Here is a 16,812-nt window from a genome sequence, read left to right as displayed (position 1 = left end):
ACTTCCTTTTAAATTGTAAAAGGCTGCTAAATTATGTTCAAATTTGTTACTTTTAATTGTAATGATAACACTCGAGAACGATTTTTTAAAAGTGAATATAGCGGCAAAAGGTGCCGAGCTTCAAGGTTTATATAGTAAAGAAACTGAAATAGAATACCTCTGGAGTGGAGATGCAAAATATTGGGCAAAGCATAGTCCGGTATTGTTCCCTATCGTGGGTTCATTAAAAAACGACAGCTATAGTTACAAAGATAAAAGCTATCAATTGCCAAGGCATGGTTTCGCAAGGGATAACGACTTCACAGCAGCGCAAATAAGCAAAACCGAAGTTGTTTTTACTTTATCGGATACCGCTGAAACCCTAAAAGTTTTCCCCTTCCCATTCGAGTTAAACCTGAATTATCAAATTATTGATAGAAAGTTAAGCCTAACCTATAGTGTTATAAATAAGGGCAGCAAAAAAATGTTGTTTTCTTTAGGGGCACATCCGGCATTTGCCGTTCCTAATACACCCGAAACCGTTTACGAAGATTATTACCTTGCTTTTAATGATGATGAACGCTTAACCTATTGGAAGCTTCAGGATGGTTTAGTAGCAGATGAAACGGAAACCATAGAATTAAGCGGCCATAAATTAAATTTAAAACACGAACTCTTTTATAACGATGCTTTGGTTTTTAAAACCATGCAAAGCAATTGCATCAGCTTATTAAACACCAAGAACGATTTTGGCTTACACTTTCATTTTGATGATTTTCCCTTCTTTGGCATTTGGGCAGCTAAAGATGCTCCATTCGTATGTCTTGAACCATGGTGTGGTGTCGCCGACAGCGTGAACCACAACCAAAAATTTAATAACAAAGAAGGTGTTGTTAAACTTGATGCCGGTAAAACCTGGCAACGCTGCTGGGAAGTGGAGTGTTTTTAATCAGATAAACATCTGTATACATCGTCCAATTTAGTGATCTTCATCATTTTTGTAAACTCAGTAATTGCGCACCTTTAATGTAAATTACAAGGGAATAGCATTATGTTGGGAGATTTAAATAAAGCACAGCTTCTTGATTTTTTAAATCAACAGGTGATTGGTAGGTTGGGTTGTTCTAACGATGGCGAAACCTATGTGGTTCCTATTAATTATGTATACCGCGCAAATGCCATTTACGCACATTCGGGCAATGGCAAGAAGATAGATATGATGCGGGCAAACCCAAAAGTATGTTTCCTTATTGATGAAATTGTAAACACTTTTAACTGGAAAAGCGCTATCATACAAGGAACCTTTAGCGAATTGCATGGAGAAACCAGGCAACAAGCGATGCAGGGCATTATTCATAAGATAATGCCTTTAACCAGCAAACCAACACAAGAACCATCGCATGGTATAAACCCCGCAGAGCACGATAACCTTATCGTATATAAAATTGAATTTTCATCCATCAGCGGCAAATACGAATCGCATGATGATGAAGCTTAGGCGTTGTAATTCCTTTAAGAAACATAGCCATTAATATCATCGGCTTTAAACCATTCTTTTAAAACTTTAATCGGCTTTTCTTGTTGCTTTAAAATAATTTAAATAGCAAAAGCGCATATGATTTCAGCAAAACCATTCCTATCAGAAAATGTAAAAGATTTTATGGATTATGCACTCGATGTAATCAAATCTATGGATGGCGCTCCCGAGCATAATTCAGAAGAAAAGCAACTGGTAAATCAAAAACTCGATAAATTAAAAGAATACCTGGAAATTGTTTCGATATCCTATAATGAAACTACTCCATCCATATCTGCCAACGCAGCAATCGAAAATACAGCCAACTTTAGCGGAACGGGCCATAGTTAAGCATCAAATTCAAAATTTATTAGGCATCAGCATTATAATAATGTGGTTGGGCATTAAAAATTGCCCATAAAATCCTTCAATTTATCAATTATTGCCTGGGATAATAAATTTTTCGCTTCTAAATAGCTTACAACCCTGTCATCTGTATTTTTTCTTAAAAATATTTTTCTGTTTTAAAGGTTTTATTAACTTTACCTTAGAAATTAATGCTGCTTTGTGATTTATAATCAACTACTTACCTTATTTCCGGTTAATTAGCTTCAACAGCAATTATTTCCAAAAATTAAATTTAAAGCTTTAGAAAACAAATACTTTTTTAAAAAGACATACACTTAATCATACAACTTACACAACTTTTTGTTCAAGTTGGTATCAATTTTGAATTGAGGATGTTAATTATGAGAAAGTTACTTTTCATCGCATGTGTTTCTGTATTAATGTTTAGCAGTTGCAAAAAAAAGTTTTGCGGTGTGATTATGGCCATCAGTACCGAATCATCACCAGCCGATGGAGAGCCTTTGTATAAAATTTATTTAGAAAGTGGTGAGGTTGTCCCTATGAAAAGTAGAGGAAACTACCAAATAGGAGAAGGATATTGTAATGATTAAACAAAACAATTACGACAGCAACACAATTTTAAAAATAAACCCTCTAAAATTACGTGAACTGTTACCGGCATACGAACTGAATACCATAGCAAACTGTTTAACTATTTTTAAGAAAATAGAAACTTCGGCACCAAAAGAAATTGTTCTTTATGCCGAAAAAACAACCTTAGAAATTGCTTTTGAAGCCTATAGCAGTATAGAAGATTAATGTTTTTCTATTTATGAAGACCAACAACTTCTATTAGATTGTCTAAATCAAATGGTTTTTGAATATAGAAATCGCACTTACTATCAAAAGCTATGTGAGCATATTTTCCGGCACTCATTAATATAATTTTATATTGAGCAGTATCTGGATTTTCTTTAAGCCTGAGGCATATATCCATACCATTGTGTTTGCCAAAATTAATATCCAGCAATATCACATCAGGGTTAAGCAAACGAATATCTTCTATCACATCGATAGTAAATAACTGGCTTAAGGTTACAATGGTGCAATTTTCGTATTCAAACAGGGTCGTGAGTGAATCTAAAATATCATAATCATCATCTAGTATCAAAATTCGCTTACGAATCATTAATTTTTGTTTGGAGTTTTAGTCAGAAACTACGTATATATACGGGTGCTCCTATTGAGAAAGTTTCAGGTAACGGGAATATTACGGAGGAGGGGCTGGTTGAAAATCTATTTTGAAGTAACGTTATTTTAAAACATATACTCAAAGCCATTATTGCCCGCAATAGTAATTAAAGGTTCAATGGTTGTTTTAAACTTTGCCTTATAATCATCCGGTAATTTCTGCAAACTTTCCAAATCCGGAAAAATACTCAGGTAATCTTCCAACAGTTTTTCTTTTGGCATCCTGTATTTAATGATTTTGATAGCCGTTTTTTGCAAACCATAAAAAGCATCAAAGTATTTCTCCAATTGCGGCAGCTTATCCGATTTTGAGCTATTGAAAGAAGGACAAGCCGGTATTAAATTCCAGAACAAATCATGCGATACAAATGCATAAGGAATAAAGTGTTCTACTGCAAAACCATTTTTATAGAGCCTGGTATTGGTATAAATGCAATCTACACCGCCCAACTCTTCTATCACCACATCCCAAACCTTTCGCTGTTTTGCCAAACCATTTCTTTTAGCAGGCTTAACCAGTTTGTTCGGTATATCCGGAACGTTGGGATTATGTTTTTGCAGATACAAACTCAGTTTCCAGTAACAGAAGCTTTTTAAAATCCCCGCATTTCTACTGAGGTGGTCTATCCAGATGGGGTTAATTGTAATGTACGTCTGTTCTAATGAATACAGGCAGTCGTTTTCAAAAGTTTGCGATGCTTCATAAATTGATTTTCGGGTTTCTCCTTGTTGCGGAAACCACGGACTTAAAAACCAATGTGGTACCTGTTTATTAAAATGCCACAATAACTGTTACGTAGATAACCGCCCACTGTTGGTTAAGCGGCTTTTTATCTTATTCCGCTCCTCATCAATGCCTATCCCCTCCGCCGCCGCAATTTGTTTAACTTTTTCATGCAGCTGGTCTTGCTTGCCAAAACTAATTTTGAAATAATTAATGGTAAACCAACTGGTAGCAACCATGCCGGTAAACAATCTCTGCTTCGATATATAATATTGCCCGTCTTCTACCTCATCTAAAATAGCCAGAAACTAATAGAATTTATAAGCCGCGGCAGTATTATTGAAACTGGCGGCTAAAAGGTTTATAGGTAAGCGTTCATGATTAGGGATCATTTAGACGCAAGATATCTATTACCTCAACGTTCACGAAATATTTTTGCTAAATTCGGTATTAACCATCTATCAGTTTCCGATATTCATCATTACCTAACAGACTATTAATATGCTATCAATAATAATTGTCTAAATCAGGATTATATCATTTATTAGCGTAAGCATTAAAGAACTTATTTGCTCAAGATTTGTTTTTATCTTGTGCCTGCTCCAAAATATCCTGAAGAGAACAATATCATAAAAGTGCCCCGCTTTGAAGAAGCCGCTGGCTTTTATACGACTACCGAACGCAGTAAAAGAATGGCGGATATTAAGGCAAAAAATACAAAAGCCGAAGTACTTTTGAGAAAGTCATTATGGGCTAAGGGAGTTCGATTTCGCATACATGTAAAGACTATGCCCGGCAAACCCGATATTGTTATCAATAAATATCGTTTAGCGATATTTGTAGATGGTAGTTTCTGGCATGGTTTCAATTGGGACAAAAAGAAAACTACAATTAAAACCAACGCTCAATTCTGGATTCCCAAAATTGAAAGAAATATGCAGAGAGATAGCACTAACCAGAAAAAATTAGAAGAGGCAGGATATATTGTCATGCGTTTTTGGGATCACGAAATAAATAAACAGCTTACCAAGTGCCTTAATCAGGTTTTACTTTATTTAGAATCTGCCAGAAATCAGCCTATTCCAGGGATTATTTAGCAAAATAATTGTGGAAAACTAAATATATTAGTATTCTTGCTAAAGTTATTTACACTTGTATATTTGTAACCATGTATAAGGTTGTATAATATGGTTATCGATGACAGACTTTCATTAGATGATGTTGCTGAGCTTTTAGGCAAAAGCAAAGAAACCATTCGCCGTTGGGACAATGCCGGAAAGCTTACCGCTTTTCGCGAGCCTATGAGCAATTACCGGTACTATAAAAGAAGCCAGTTAGATATTTTCGACGAAGTTAAAGCCATGAACATCCACACCACCAACCAAGATTCTAAACCAGCAAATGAATATAGCGTACTTGAATTATTTGCAGGAGCAGGCGGCTTGGCCATCGGCATGGAACAGGCAGGCTTAAAATGCGTGGCACTAAATGAAATTGATAAGTATGCTGCTGCAACGCTAAGGGCAAACCGACCAAACTGGAATGTTTTAGAAGGAGATATAAGAAATATTTCTTTTAAGGAACTGGCTAATCAAATTGATGTTGTAACTGGGGGGTTTCCATGCCAGGCTTTCAGCTATGCAGGTAAGCGTTTTGGCTTTCAAGATGCCCGTGGAACATTATTTTACGAATTTGCCAGAACAGTACAAGAAACGCAACCAAAAATATGCATTGGCGAAAACGTTAAAGGGCTGCAAAATCATGATGGTGGACGTACCCTTAAAACAATGATTGCCATTCTTGATGAGATAGGCTACCGTGTAATTGATCCTAAGGTATTAAAGGCTATTTATTACAACGTTCCACAAAAACGTGAAAGGTTGATTTTAGTCGGTGTAAGAAAAGATATCGATATAGATTTTAATTACCCTGCACCTAGTAAAGAGATACTAAACTTAAGCGAGGCGTTAAAAAAAGGTAAATTATTTGATTGTGATGTGCCAGATTCCCCAGGAACAAAATATCCGGCTTCGAAAAGAAAAGTACTTGAGTTGGTACCTCCAGGAGGATATTGGCGAAATTTACCTCTCGATATCCAGAAAGAATACATGCAAAAAAGCTTTTTCTTAGGTGGCGGAAAAACGGGTATGGCTCGCCGCATCAGTTGGGATGAGCCCTCGCTTACTTTAACCTGTAGTCCTGCACAGAAACAAACAGAACGTTGCCATCCCGATGAAACCAGGCCATTTACGGTAAGGGAATATGCTCGCATTCAAACCTTCCCCGATGAATGGAAATTCGCAGGTCCAGTATCCGCCCAATATAAACAAATTGGCAATGCCGTTCCCGTAAATCTAGGCAAAGCTATTGGTCAATCTATTGTAGCGTTTTTGAATGAAGTAAATTGCAATGAGAAAAAGAAAATAAATGCTTAAATAAGCCTAATTTAAGGAATATATTTCGTTAAGGATTTATTCTTTATGATTTAAAGTTTGTTCAATTTCAATTGCCAATGCATTGACTGTTTCTTCCAACTTATCTCGTCCGTCAACGTCAATTGCTACTTCTCCAAAGACATTAATTAAATCTAGATAAAAGGTTTCTTTTCCTGTAAGATGATACCAAAAGTCTTCACCTATATATACTGGAAATGACTTATCCAGCCGCTGATAATGGCTGCTCAGTTCCTTCTTTTCTCCATAGATTATACCAACGATCATGTCTTGCGGTGCGATATTTAAATTATTTGTTCTTGCAAGATTAATTGTTCCTTTGAAATGATTAATAACAGTTTCTACGTCATGATGATTTATCGTATTGGGTCCTGCTTTTAGTTGGCAATATTTCCTTCGACCATCTAAAGCATCCATAAACTCAATGTCGATACCTGGGACTGGTGAGCCAAAGCCATCAAAAAGGTGGCCAATAAGCGATTGAATGCGCATACCGAACGAAGTATTGATAGATGAGCCTAACAATCTTGGGTACACCAAAGCCTCCGCGATGCTCTTTGAGGAACTATTACCTCTTAAAAAGTTAGCTAAATATTTATATAAAAAAGGATTAATATTGTAATCACTCAATCTTGAAGCCCTTAGAGCGCCACCGTTTATATGAGAATCTACAATTTTATTCTTAAAAAATTCTTTTGCTTTCGCTAACAATTCAACTCTTTGATCTTCCGTCATACATAAATTAGTTTACTAGTTAATACGGTTTATTTTATTTAAAGCATGTAAGGCAAATTTTTTCCAACCCACCTACCGAAATCACATTTCCTGGACATGCCTCTTTATCACAGCTTTGCCTTATTACATCATGCTCTCTATCACAAATTAGACAATACACGGTTGTTGATAGTGGATCATTTGGTCTGAGCAAAGATAACTTTATTTCCTCGTGGCTTGCTAAGCCATCTAAGTCAACACTACAGCTTGGACAATGGTAAAATCTGGTTTGGCGTTCCAAACTTAAGTTCTTCCTACACTCAGCTTTACCAATGTTTTCCCATACAAAATTGATTGTATTCCAAAAATATGGGATACGCTCTACGCTATTTATATTTACTGGATTTCTTCTGTAGCGATCTCGTAAAAACTCAAGCCATTTGTCTTTACCAAAATAATAAGTCAATATTTTAAGTGCGTAAGATAATGCATCCTTTACTTCAATGTTATTTTTGTGGCCAACATGCACTATTTTATTTCGAATTGTTCTGATCTCTTCAATTAGATTATAGAAGATGTGTTTACCCATATGATTCGGTGGATCTGTTGCAAAAAAAGTAATAAACAGACTTTCCCCTCCTACTTGGTGGAACTGACTGAAATCTAAATGTTTATTACCGGGCTTTGTAGGCCATTCATTTCGCTTCGCCTCGAGTAGTAACATAGGAGAGTGTCCGCAAATATGCGCTTTAAGCAATGCTTCCATGCCTTGATGTAATAGGATGAAGGAGGTATTAACCGTTACAACGTGATGATCCCAAAATTCGGACATCGTTATTCCAGTAATAGCACCATTTTCTTTTATAAAATCATTCCCAATTTCCCAGATTTGAAGAAGCGAATTTATAGATTGGCATATGCAATCCACACCAGTGGTTTCGAAGTCATTTCTCGAAAGGATATTTGTAAACATATATTAGGGTAATCATAGAATATTTGAAATTGGCAATTTATAGTAAAATTCTTTGGTAATGACATAACTATTTTAGTTCCTCTGAAGTTTCTTGATTAAATTCTATCATTTAACAACTTCATCTATAATTTCAATTATTTTTCTCGAATCAGCAAAATAGCTTTTTACGCTACCAAAAGAAACCCTCTGATGACCTCCATGGGCAAATTCATTTCTTGCATCATTTAATGATTTTAATGAACTATCTATTTGTGACTTATTTGTTTCTAAATCTAGTTTTCTTTTAAACTCATTATTCCAGTTTTCGTCAAACCGTTTAAGACTTTTACAGATGTTTTCCTTACTAGGATTCATTGAGCTATTCGTAAAAGTTGTCTCTAAATAATTCTTTGCTTGAATTGGCAAAGAATTATGAAAATCTGTTACAATAGCTTTAAAAGAATTTTCTATTGCGCCGCAACATTTAATTACTGCGTAATTTGTTAGATATGGCACTATCGAATGAGACTGACCAAAGACATCAATTATTTTCTGAATTTCCTCTAGTTCTGAAGAGCAATTATCTATTGTTTGTTTGACAGTTGTATTATTCATTTTATATCGTACAAATAACTCAATGCCAAATTGACCCTTCCATTGATATGGTCTGTTTGCATAGTACCCTCAGAAATGAATTTTCTAAAATTTGGGTCTTTCAGTAGCTCTAACCTTCTTGTCTCATTACCTACAGAAATATCCAAACCATCTTTGAGTGCAATTGATGTAGCTATCATAACTGCATCAAAGATTGTCGGGTAAAATCTTTTTCTAACTGTATTAAGATCTGTAGATTGAATATTATAAAAAGCATTTTCTCCAAACAAATTTTTAACAACTGAAATAGTTGTGTTAAAATCATTTCTAAAACTTTGTATAAATTCTTCAGTATTATTTATTTTATTACCCATAAATTCATTTAGATACTTTTTCAATGAGATATTGGACTTTGGATAACTTCTTATGAAGTTGGTATTGAGAGCCAAAAATCTCAGAATAAATTCTAAATCCCTCATCCTAGGATCTTCTAATTCATTACCAAATAAGTGCCTCCAATCAATGTTTTTGTTAAGTTCAAATAATAATGAATTAATTTTACCTTGGTAAACACAATTCCTTATTTCTTGTGGCATTAAAGATCTACCACCTGTATTGATTCTTTCAAAAATTTGAAAAAGACTTGTGTCATCATCGACAGGTGATTTTTGTTCAAAAATGATAGCATGGATTGTGGTCGTTTTTATTTTTCGTTGTTCAGTATCCGATAATTCATCGAAAGACTTATTACGCCATCTTGAATTTATTTTTTCAGGGATATTGGATAACTTGAATGGCTTATCGTCTCCTGACCATATACCTCGCATAAAGTCATAGACAGTCATTAACCGTTGGTATCCATCGATAATAAGCATTTTATTTTCACCTGTTTTTGCTAGAAATATACTGGGAATCGGTAAGCCTAGTAAGACTGAATCAATAAACCTGCTGGCCTCAGGTTTACCCCATACATATTTTCTTTGCAATTCTGGTTTTTCTAAATCACCATCATCATACATTGCTATCAATTCACGAAAAGAATAGTCAGCTCCCCATGAGTTAATATTATATAGATCATCATTAACATAATCATCATTGATTTCTTCTGTTAGATTCTCAATTGTTGAAATTTCTTCTATCATAATCACTTATGTATAAATATGCTATTCAAATTGTTTTTTGTTTCAAAGGATATACTCTCTATTATAATTTAGTGGCTTTAATCACCTGATAAATGTATAATCAAGCTCTTCCTCAAATACTTCACACTCATTAATACCCTATTTTTTAGCTACAAACTCCTCAACATTGCTCTCACTCCAATCACTCGGATATAGAAGGTTTCTAATATCAACCTTAAGAAATTCAGCGATTGAATTAAGTTCTTCCAAGGAAGGTTGCTGTTTATTGGTACACCATCTTGAAATAGTCTCTACCCTTCTACCAAGATGTTCAGCCAATAATTTATTGGATATTTTCTTTTCAGCTAATGCGACTTTTATTCTATTTAAATCAGCCATATTAAATAAAATTGATTTTTATAGTCATTATTTCGATTTTATAAATCAATTATTTATATTTGTTATCAGTTATTTATAGCGACAAATAGAGTTGGGGGAACCTGACTTTAACGATGTCTCTCATGAGTGAAAACCGTCAACTTTCACATGAGCCGATCGTGAGTTCGCCATTTCTATTGAATCTTTATATCTTTGATATACTATTCAATAGGGCGAATTTCATGTCAGTCTTTTGCGAGACTCAGATTTTTCTGAGTAGGTTCTTGACGGTACCAGTTTCAAAAGCTTTGAAGTTCGCCTTATTGGTTTCTGACCAATCTGGTTTCCCATCTGCTTTTGTTGAGTTTGCATCGTTTTACATAAAACAACCGTTTATGAAAACGAAGAAATTAAACGCCATCAAACCGTACTGCTTCGTAAAAGAAGTGGCACAAAATCATTCCATCCAAAATTTGTTAAAGAACTTAATTTGTTCTCCATCCTAATGCTTGCAAGAAATTCCAGGTAAAAAAATAGCCCAAAAGAAACAAAGGCTTGATGTGAGTGAGCGCTTACTTCAGATTCTTTGAGGGGTTAATTTAAACTTGGTAACCAGCCCTTATGCTAATTAGGCAAAAAGTGCATTACTATGTTATCGCAATTACAAGGTAAGTATCTTTTTTCTAATTACTGTTACGGTTTACCGTAAAAGCATGTAAAAAACATGTTAAGGGCTGGTTTATGTCTTAATTTTTTCGAAAGGTTGTTTAATGTCAACAAAAAAACATCAAGATTCGTTCTTTCACATACGATTTACAAACACACGGTATTGTCCAAAACAGTGATGGCTTAGGGAAATAAAACACCCCGCCCTGCGGGTACCCTCCGACGAAAATCGGAGCAGACCCTCTGAAAGAGGGGAATTTGTCTACCTGAGTTTCTGCACCATGCGACCCTTCCTAATTAAGGGGATAAAAAACGTTAAGGCTTTTCCATTAAGATTCCCGCCTACGCGAGAATGACGAGTTTGGGATGAAAAAGAAGGACCTCCCGGCGGCAGCGAGCCGAAGCAAGCCAGAACGAAGGACTGTAATTAAACAGATTGCCACAGCCTGTGAAAAACAGGCTTCGCAATGACGACTTTGGGATGAAAAAGAAGGACCCCTCAGCGGCGGCGAGCCGAACCAAGCCCGAGCGAAGGACTGTAATTAAATAGATTGCCAAGGTTGGTGAAGAACCAACCTCGCAATGACGACTTTGGGATGGGAAGGTGCTTCGACAAGCTCAGCATGACAGATAGTAGCGACGATTTCTGCACCCTGCTATCCGGCATAGGGACTGGTGGAAGGAGAAAACGTTAAAGCTTTTGCAGAAACTTTCATAAACCACAGCACAAGGCATCGCGTTCTTCCCGACCTTTCGTCGGGACTTGTGATGCCGCCAATAAAGCTTTAACGAATTTATCCGACATCAGTTCCAAGCCTTGAACTTTTGGTACTTTTCTTTCAAGAGAAAAGGACTAGGCCGCCGCCAATGAGGCAAAAAAACAAGTTGAACGAGGATGAGATGAAAGGAGAAAACATTAAAACCTCTGCATTAAGATTCCCGCCTACGGGAGAATGACGACTTTGGGATGAAAAAGAAGGAGCCCCTCGGTGGCGGCGAGCCGAACCAAGCCAGAACGAAGGACTGTAACGAAACAGATTGCCACGGTTGGTGAAGAACCAACCTCGCAATGACGACTTAGGAATGGGAACGTACCCAAAGGTTGATTTGGGTTTTGCACCATGCTACCCGGTATAGGGGATGATGAAAGGATAGCCCGTTGAAACTTTTGCACTAACGTTAAAATACTACTGTACAAGGCAGCGCGTCCTGCCCGATTCTTCATCGGGTGCTTGCGTTGCCGCAATAGAAGTTTCGACGAGGATAGCCGACATCAGATCCAAGCCTTGAGTTTTGGTTACCTTTTTATCAAGAAAAAGGTAAGAGCCCCTCGGCGGCGGTGAGCCGAACCAAGCCAGAATGGAGGACTGTAACTAAAAAGATTGTCACGGTTGGTGAAGAACCAACCTCACAATGACGACTTAGGGATGAAAAAGAAAGACCCCCCTCGGCGGCGAAGAGCCGAACCAACCCCAGAGTGAAGAACTGTCACTAAACAGATTGTCACGGTTGGTGAAGAACCAACCTCACAATGACGACTTAGGGATGAAAAAGAAGGAGCCCCTCGGCGGCGGCGAGTCGAACCAACCCAGAACGAAGAACTGTAATTAAACAGATTGTCACGGTTGGTGAAGAACCAACCTCACAATGACGAGTTAGGGATGGGAAGTTGCCCAAAGGGCGGATGGGGGTTTTGCACCCTGCTACCCGGCATAGGAATTGGAAAAAATAGTCAGTTTTTGACTCACTAAAACCAGTCATTCAGAATGAACCATTATGAGTCAAAATTTTTTATAAAAACCAAAATCGCTTTAAAACACGTAAAAGTGGTCCCGACGAAACCAGAACAAGTTTTATCTAAATAACTTTCTGACTATCAAATACTTGAAAAACACAATTCCGACTCACCAACTGTCAAAACGACCGTTTTTTGGCTCAAATGTTATCCTTCCAAATTTATGAAATGAGTTTAATAATACATAAAGAAACTTATTATTTATTTATTCTACTCCATTAGTGAAAGTGACCTAGTTAATATAAGTGCAAGAGCCTATATTTGTTCATGTATCGTAACGACTCTTTGTTTACACAACTTATTGACTTTTTACCAAAGGTGTTGCCGCTTATTAATCCAGCAATCAAAGACAGCTATTTTCCTACTACGCTAAACGAATACCCAGTGCTGAAATATCAGTCAAACGGTTTCCCCGGCATAAGCAACTACCCATCTAGAGTAGATATTTCAAACTTATTTAGGCCGTCCTATGGTAATACACCGCCAAAAGTGAATCTTGAAGCTTCTGAAGGATACCTAGTGATGTTGGAAATGTTAATGGCTATGCCAGAAATTATTGCCTATTACAGTACCCCAAATAAGAAGAAGGACGATGACAAATGGTTTGCGTTTGCATGCGCGGATATCATCGAAAATTTTGTTGAACGTTATTATTATCTTCATGGGGATGTTTTCGACCTGTCAAAATTTGTAGACATCTATATTCCCTTTGAAAACTACATTTATGCCGAGAATCTTGGTTTTGATATATCAGTTCCCATACTTTTTGTGAAGTTTGAAACGGATTTTTACCAATTGGTTCCAGGTATTAAAATCAGACGCATAAGCGATGAGGTTCAAAGGGGCAGGTACAAAATCAAATCTTATTCCCCAGCAATCCTAGAATCGGTGATGATGTCAGCGACCCATGAGCTTGTGCTTGAAAATTACTATTATAAGAAGCCTTTAAATTACTTTCAAGATCCGTTTGGCGATGCAAAAATATATCCGCACATGCTTATCGAACAGTTTTTTACCACGTTAAAAATTGCAACTGACATTACTTCTGGCTATGCCCAAATACTAATCCATCCCATTAACTGGGTAGGGAATTATGTAAGTGACATTACAAGCTTACTGGGTACTTCGGTTAGAAATTATCCAGGCTTCTTTGATGATTACCTATGGAACAAGGAAGAATTCCAAAAAGTTAGTGATGATCAACTTGAGGAGGTAAAGAGCATTTTCACCGGAGTTTATAAATCAGAAAAAAACCAGATCAATTTTGCACTGAAAAGATTTTATAAGTCAACGCTCAGGGCAGAGGAGGAAGATATTATTGTTGATTTGATCATTGCACTGGAGATGTTACTTAGTGACAGCGAAAAAAATGAAATTACACATAAGCTGGCATTGAGAATTTCAACGTTGCTTTCTAAACACCTTCCAGAAAAATACGAACCCTTAGCTGTATTTGCAAATGTTAAAAAAATCTATGCTTACCGTTCGGGTATTGTACATGGGAATTACAAAACCAAGCAAATTAAGGAAATCAAGACTGCAGATAACACAACGGTGCCAATCGTAAACCTGGCCAATGAATATCTGCGCGAAATATTGAGCACCGTAATCCATGAGCCAAAATATCTTGAGGCAACAGTAATCGACAAGTTGTTATTGACAGGAAGTTTGTAGCTCAATTAACCTTTGTTAGGTAAATATTTTCTAATTTAAATTTATGGAAACAATTCAGGGACAAAACATACAAGATTATCAAACCTTACAGTTCGACTATCTTGCAAAGGCAGAAGAAATGTTCGGGCCCAAAATTGAATACGAATATAGTGGGCTTTCTTATCACAACTACGCACTATAGTTTATGCTCGCCCAGCGGGAAATTATGTAGATCCTAACGGGGATTTGTTTACGAATGCAATACAAGATAATTTCGATCCTGCAAAAAAACAGAAATTACAAGATGCTGTTGATTATATTTTGCAGCATCAACCAAATAAGCAATCTCTTGATAATGGAGCGATCATATGGGTAGACAGGATATTTGTTGATAATATTACTGATTTAAAAAAATAGATCTTCATATCCGTGACATCAAAAACAATCTTTTTCATGGTTCAAAATTTAACGATAATTTTCAGGCTAATACTTCCAGGGACAAAAAATTGCTCGATTCCGCTATGATAATTCTTGATGAGTGGTTAAATTTAGAACCAAACATTGCTAATTTATTTTCCCAACCAATCAATTAATGAATTTTTCTGAGTTAACAATCGACAGGTGCTGTATAACAGGCCATATTTTTAAGGGTAATGAAGCTAAACCTATTACGGGCAGTATAATTGAATACGAAACACCTTATGTTGGCCACGTTAAGGTGGAGTTATCTCTATATGTACAGATGCTGAATAATAGTTCATTGTACCCTAGAGATATTCTTTCAGGGATCAGTAAAAACCGCACTTTGAACGGGCTTGAACCAATTGTCTTTACTTCTGAATTTGTTAAAGATGGCTATAAAAGCCTAAATGTTCCAGAAGTATTTGAAGAAAAGGCCTTTCACTTTTTGCGCCACCTTCATTCTACTGGTGGCAAGGAAAATAAAGAATTTGAGCTCAGATCAGGTGTAGAATGTATGATTGCTTACGCTACTCCGGATGAGTTCAATAGAATATTAGACTTTCTAAATGATGAACAGTTTATTAATATTGGTCATGTAACAAAACTTGCGGGCGGATCGGTACTATATCAAAGAGTTAAATTAACCAGTTTAGGAAAAGATCAGGCAAGGAAAGGTTTACCAAAAATGCCTCTTTTCGGATTGGTATCTCAAGAAATCTCAACAGGAAATCTTGCAATCGATGAAAAAATCAATCATGCAAGAACATTATTTTTTGACAAGCCTGAGAGCATGGATAAGATGCGCTCAGCTTGTGAAACACTGAGCCATATTTTGGAACCTTTGCGTGATGACCTTGAAACCTACTTTTCGGCAAAAGATGTATCTACTTTTTTTCAGATAGTAAACACTTTTGACATCAGACATAATAAAGATACGACTAAAACTTTACAGCACCCGGAACAACTGGAATGGATTTTTTATACACTTTTGAATACGATAAACACCTATTACAAAATAAAAAAACGTCTCCCTTAACTGAGTTCTGTTTTTTCTAATTAGAAGTGCATTCTTCTTCTGCCGAACGAAAAATCTGCAAATACTAAATGTAAGAGTTTACCAATGGTTTTGCTGTCAGTGGGCTTTTAATTAATATTGTGTATTCATACCTTAAAACTGACAACATTGTATCCTAATCCATTTATCATGATACACGCTGGTGTATATGTAAAAGGAGATCCGGTCTGCCAATCCAATGTTGAAATTTTCAAACTCCGGCCTGATATGTATGTAAGCTCGGCATCGGTTCCCATCAAAGGATAGGATTTTTTTGAAGATCTGGATTTTCGAGGTATCTGGACAGTATCTGCCGATAGCCTGACACTTTTTCTCACAGGCGAAAAGGAAGCAGATACGGCGAATATGTCATTTAAACTGATCAATGGTCAATGAGTTCATGAGGAAAACGAAAATGTCTACTTACGGAAACGAAACGGGGTTGAGGCAATAAGAAGCCCCTTTTTCTTTGATATCAGATAAATAGACATAAGATAGGTTAACATTTCATGGACTTAATGCGTACTACCATGAATTTTTATTAAAGGCTTTCACCAAAGCCTGGTTTACATAATCTTCAACAGTATTTTCTACGGAATCAATAGGAGGACAGACATCAGGCATTAGTTTCATGAATTCATTTCCATCAGAATAGGTTTTGTGCACGATTTCGGCATATTGTGCTCCATAAAAATTTTCGATTAAAAACATCAAACGGTCCAGGGGATTTGGATAACTGTCTGTTTCTACACCCTGTAGGCCATACATCACATCAAACAAAGCAATTATTGCCAACAAGATATCCAACCTGCGCTCCAGTATTAGCGTTCCGTTCTTCTTTTCAAGCATCAGTAGCAGACCGAATCCAACCAGATCGGCATGGAATTCCCTTTGGTGGCTAATATTGGCAAATCCTTTTTTTACTGCTTGTACTTCTTTTCCGTTAAAAAGATCTCCATTTAGAAAATGTCCGATTTCATGGAAAATAATAAGCTTTTCCTGAATGTTAAGTTTATTAAAGTGACTTTTGGATATTCTGGCAATATTGACCCCAGTAATGCACCATACTGACCCCCTCGGGGATTTGGCCTGTCATAGCTGACGGCATGACAATTTTACCTTTTTTTTCTTAGACTTTCTCCTTTTAATTCA

The 16,812-nt window shown here is 36.4% G+C and carries 19 protein-coding genes; 10 read left to right on the top strand and 9 right to left on the bottom strand.

Translation table 11 applies throughout. The features are described from left to right. The first annotated feature begins 61 nt into the window (after positions 1–61). From D7004_RS10880 to D7004_RS10860, 5 genes are all read left to right on the top strand, one after another. Positions 62–928, top strand: a complete 867-nt coding sequence (locus D7004_RS10880; RefSeq protein WP_123205890.1) for an aldose 1-epimerase family protein — start codon at positions 62–64, stop codon at positions 926–928. 102 nt (positions 929–1,030) lie between these two features. Continuing rightward, positions 1,031–1,477 (top strand): pyridoxamine 5'-phosphate oxidase family protein, encoded by a 447-nt coding sequence (locus D7004_RS10875; protein WP_123205889.1) that lies wholly within the window; start codon positions 1,031–1,033, stop codon positions 1,475–1,477. Between the two features lie 117 nt (positions 1,478–1,594). After that, positions 1,595–1,846, top strand: a complete 252-nt coding sequence (locus D7004_RS10870) for a hypothetical protein (protein ID WP_123205888.1) — start codon at positions 1,595–1,597, stop codon at positions 1,844–1,846. Between the two features lie 398 nt (positions 1,847–2,244). Further along, entirely contained in the window at positions 2,245–2,454 is a 210-nt protein-coding gene (locus D7004_RS10865; protein ID WP_148042790.1) for a hypothetical protein, read from the top strand. Continuing rightward, entirely contained in the window at positions 2,447–2,662 is a 216-nt protein-coding gene (locus tag D7004_RS10860; RefSeq protein ID WP_123205886.1) for a hypothetical protein, read from the top strand. Before D7004_RS10865 ends, D7004_RS10860 begins: the two co-directional genes overlap by 8 nt. A gap of 7 nt (positions 2,663–2,669) precedes the next feature. Here the strand turns inward: D7004_RS10860 and D7004_RS10855 are convergent, their stop codons facing one another. From D7004_RS10855 to D7004_RS21005, 3 genes are all read right to left on the bottom strand, one after another. Continuing rightward, complete coding sequence (locus D7004_RS10855) at positions 2,670–3,032, bottom strand: response regulator (protein WP_123205885.1); 363 nt, start codon at positions 3,030–3,032, stop codon at positions 2,670–2,672. Positions 3,033–3,160: 128 nt separating this feature from the next. After that, a complete protein-coding gene (locus tag D7004_RS10850; protein ID WP_244214297.1) occupies positions 3,161–3,880 on the bottom strand; it encodes an HNH endonuclease domain-containing protein in 720 nt (239 codons plus the stop codon). 6 nt (positions 3,881–3,886) lie between these two features. Next, positions 3,887–4,057, bottom strand: coding sequence for a hypothetical protein (locus D7004_RS21005; RefSeq protein WP_244214296.1), 171 nt, complete (start codon positions 4,055–4,057; stop codon positions 3,887–3,889). A 330-nt stretch (positions 4,058–4,387) separates the two neighbouring features. On the opposite strand from D7004_RS21005, the gene D7004_RS10845 reads away from it, so the two are divergent. After that, positions 4,388–4,915, top strand: coding sequence for a very short patch repair endonuclease (locus tag D7004_RS10845; RefSeq protein WP_244214295.1), 528 nt, complete (start codon positions 4,388–4,390; stop codon positions 4,913–4,915). Between the two features lie 90 nt (positions 4,916–5,005). Further along, on the top strand, positions 5,006–6,253 hold the full coding sequence (gene dcm, locus D7004_RS10840) for a DNA (cytosine-5-)-methyltransferase (protein ID WP_123205883.1): 1,248 nt from the start codon (positions 5,006–5,008) through the stop codon (positions 6,251–6,253). A gap of 36 nt (positions 6,254–6,289) precedes the next feature. On the opposite strand, the gene D7004_RS10835 is transcribed toward dcm, so the two are convergent. The 5 genes from D7004_RS10835 to D7004_RS10815 all read right to left on the bottom strand — a co-directional run bounded on the left by D7004_RS10835 (position 6,290) and on the right by D7004_RS10815 (position 10,051). Further along, positions 6,290–7,006, bottom strand: a complete 717-nt coding sequence (locus tag D7004_RS10835) for a PmeII family type II restriction endonuclease (protein ID WP_123205882.1) — start codon at positions 7,004–7,006, stop codon at positions 6,290–6,292. Between the two features lie 34 nt (positions 7,007–7,040). Further along, a complete protein-coding gene (locus D7004_RS10830) occupies positions 7,041–7,958 on the bottom strand; it encodes a hypothetical protein (RefSeq protein WP_123205881.1) in 918 nt (305 codons plus the stop codon). Positions 7,959–8,063: 105 nt separating this feature from the next. Beyond that, positions 8,064–8,552: a HEPN domain-containing protein gene (locus D7004_RS10825; protein WP_123205880.1), complete on the bottom strand. Its 489-nt coding sequence runs from the start codon at positions 8,550–8,552 to the stop codon at positions 8,064–8,066. Next, positions 8,549–9,673 carry a DUF262 domain-containing protein gene (locus tag D7004_RS10820; protein ID WP_123205879.1) on the bottom strand — a complete coding sequence of 375 codons (1,125 nt, stop codon included), beginning with the start codon at positions 9,671–9,673 and terminating at the stop codon, positions 8,549–8,551. Before D7004_RS10820 ends, D7004_RS10825 begins: the two co-directional genes overlap by 4 nt. A gap of 138 nt (positions 9,674–9,811) precedes the next feature. Then, positions 9,812–10,051 carry a helix-turn-helix transcriptional regulator gene (locus tag D7004_RS10815; RefSeq protein ID WP_123205878.1) on the bottom strand — a complete coding sequence of 80 codons (240 nt, stop codon included), beginning with the start codon at positions 10,049–10,051 and terminating at the stop codon, positions 9,812–9,814. 2,707 nt (positions 10,052–12,758) lie between these two features. Here D7004_RS10815 and D7004_RS10805 point away from each other — a divergent pair. The 3 genes from D7004_RS10805 (at position 12,759) to D7004_RS10800 (ending at position 15,642) form a co-directional block, all read left to right on the top strand. Beyond that, positions 12,759–14,165 (top strand): HEPN domain-containing protein, encoded by a 1,407-nt coding sequence (locus tag D7004_RS10805; protein ID WP_123205876.1) that lies wholly within the window; start codon positions 12,759–12,761, stop codon positions 14,163–14,165. 43 nt (positions 14,166–14,208) lie between these two features. Further along, on the top strand, positions 14,209–14,346 hold the full coding sequence (locus D7004_RS20670; protein ID WP_167459476.1) for a hypothetical protein: 138 nt from the start codon (positions 14,209–14,211) through the stop codon (positions 14,344–14,346). A 390-nt stretch (positions 14,347–14,736) separates the two neighbouring features. Beyond that, positions 14,737–15,642, top strand: coding sequence for a hypothetical protein (locus D7004_RS10800; RefSeq protein WP_123205875.1), 906 nt, complete (start codon positions 14,737–14,739; stop codon positions 15,640–15,642). A 543-nt stretch (positions 15,643–16,185) separates the two neighbouring features. On the opposite strand, the gene D7004_RS10795 is transcribed toward D7004_RS10800, so the two are convergent. Further along, positions 16,186–16,509, bottom strand: a complete 324-nt coding sequence (locus D7004_RS10795) for a hypothetical protein (protein WP_123205874.1) — start codon at positions 16,507–16,509, stop codon at positions 16,186–16,188. Between the last annotated feature and the right edge of the window lie 303 nt (positions 16,510–16,812).

Origin of the sequence: Pedobacter jejuensis, assembly GCF_003725795.1 — a bacterium.
Lineage (GTDB): Bacteria > Bacteroidota > Bacteroidia > Sphingobacteriales > Sphingobacteriaceae > Pedobacter > Pedobacter jejuensis.
Note: the sequence above shows the minus strand (reverse complement) of the source record. Positions and strands in the feature narration are given on the sequence as shown.

What these genes read in the sequence shown, in the direction of transcription:
- D7004_RS21005 (WP_244214296.1), bottom strand. Translation starts at nt 4,057, where the DNA reads ATGGTTGCTACCAGTTGGTTTACCATTAATTATTTCAAAATTAGTTTT.
- D7004_RS10820 (WP_123205879.1), bottom strand. Translation starts at nt 9,673, where the DNA reads ATGATAGAAGAAATTTCAACAATTGAGAATCTAACAGAAGAAATCAAT.
- D7004_RS10830 (WP_123205881.1), bottom strand. Translation starts at nt 7,958, where the DNA reads ATGTTTACAAATATCCTTTCGAGAAATGACTTCGAAACCACTGGTGTG.
- D7004_RS10825 (WP_123205880.1), bottom strand. Translation starts at nt 8,552, where the DNA reads ATGAATAATACAACTGTCAAACAAACAATAGATAATTGCTCTTCAGAA.
- D7004_RS10875 (WP_123205889.1), top strand. Translation starts at nt 1,031, where the DNA reads ATGTTGGGAGATTTAAATAAAGCACAGCTTCTTGATTTTTTAAATCAA.
- D7004_RS10835 (WP_123205882.1), bottom strand. Translation starts at nt 7,006, where the DNA reads ATGACGGAAGATCAAAGAGTTGAATTGTTAGCGAAAGCAAAAGAATTT.
- D7004_RS10795 (WP_123205874.1), bottom strand. Translation starts at nt 16,509, where the DNA reads ATGCTTGAAAAGAAGAACGGAACGCTAATACTGGAGCGCAGGTTGGAT.
- dcm (WP_123205883.1), top strand. Translation starts at nt 5,006, where the DNA reads ATGGTTATCGATGACAGACTTTCATTAGATGATGTTGCTGAGCTTTTA.
- D7004_RS10815 (WP_123205878.1), bottom strand. Translation starts at nt 10,051, where the DNA reads ATGGCTGATTTAAATAGAATAAAAGTCGCATTAGCTGAAAAGAAAATA.
- D7004_RS10860 (WP_123205886.1), top strand. Translation starts at nt 2,447, where the DNA reads ATGATTAAACAAAACAATTACGACAGCAACACAATTTTAAAAATAAAC.
- D7004_RS10865 (WP_148042790.1), top strand. Translation starts at nt 2,245, where the DNA reads ATGAGAAAGTTACTTTTCATCGCATGTGTTTCTGTATTAATGTTTAGC.
- D7004_RS10800 (WP_123205875.1), top strand. Translation starts at nt 14,737, where the DNA reads ATGAATTTTTCTGAGTTAACAATCGACAGGTGCTGTATAACAGGCCAT.
- D7004_RS10805 (WP_123205876.1), top strand. Translation starts at nt 12,759, where the DNA reads ATGTATCGTAACGACTCTTTGTTTACACAACTTATTGACTTTTTACCA.
- D7004_RS10855 (WP_123205885.1), bottom strand. Translation starts at nt 3,032, where the DNA reads ATGATTCGTAAGCGAATTTTGATACTAGATGATGATTATGATATTTTA.
- D7004_RS10880 (WP_123205890.1), top strand. Translation starts at nt 62, where the DNA reads ATGATAACACTCGAGAACGATTTTTTAAAAGTGAATATAGCGGCAAAA.
- D7004_RS10870 (WP_123205888.1), top strand. Translation starts at nt 1,595, where the DNA reads ATGATTTCAGCAAAACCATTCCTATCAGAAAATGTAAAAGATTTTATG.
- D7004_RS20670 (WP_167459476.1), top strand. Translation starts at nt 14,209, where the DNA reads ATGGAAACAATTCAGGGACAAAACATACAAGATTATCAAACCTTACAG.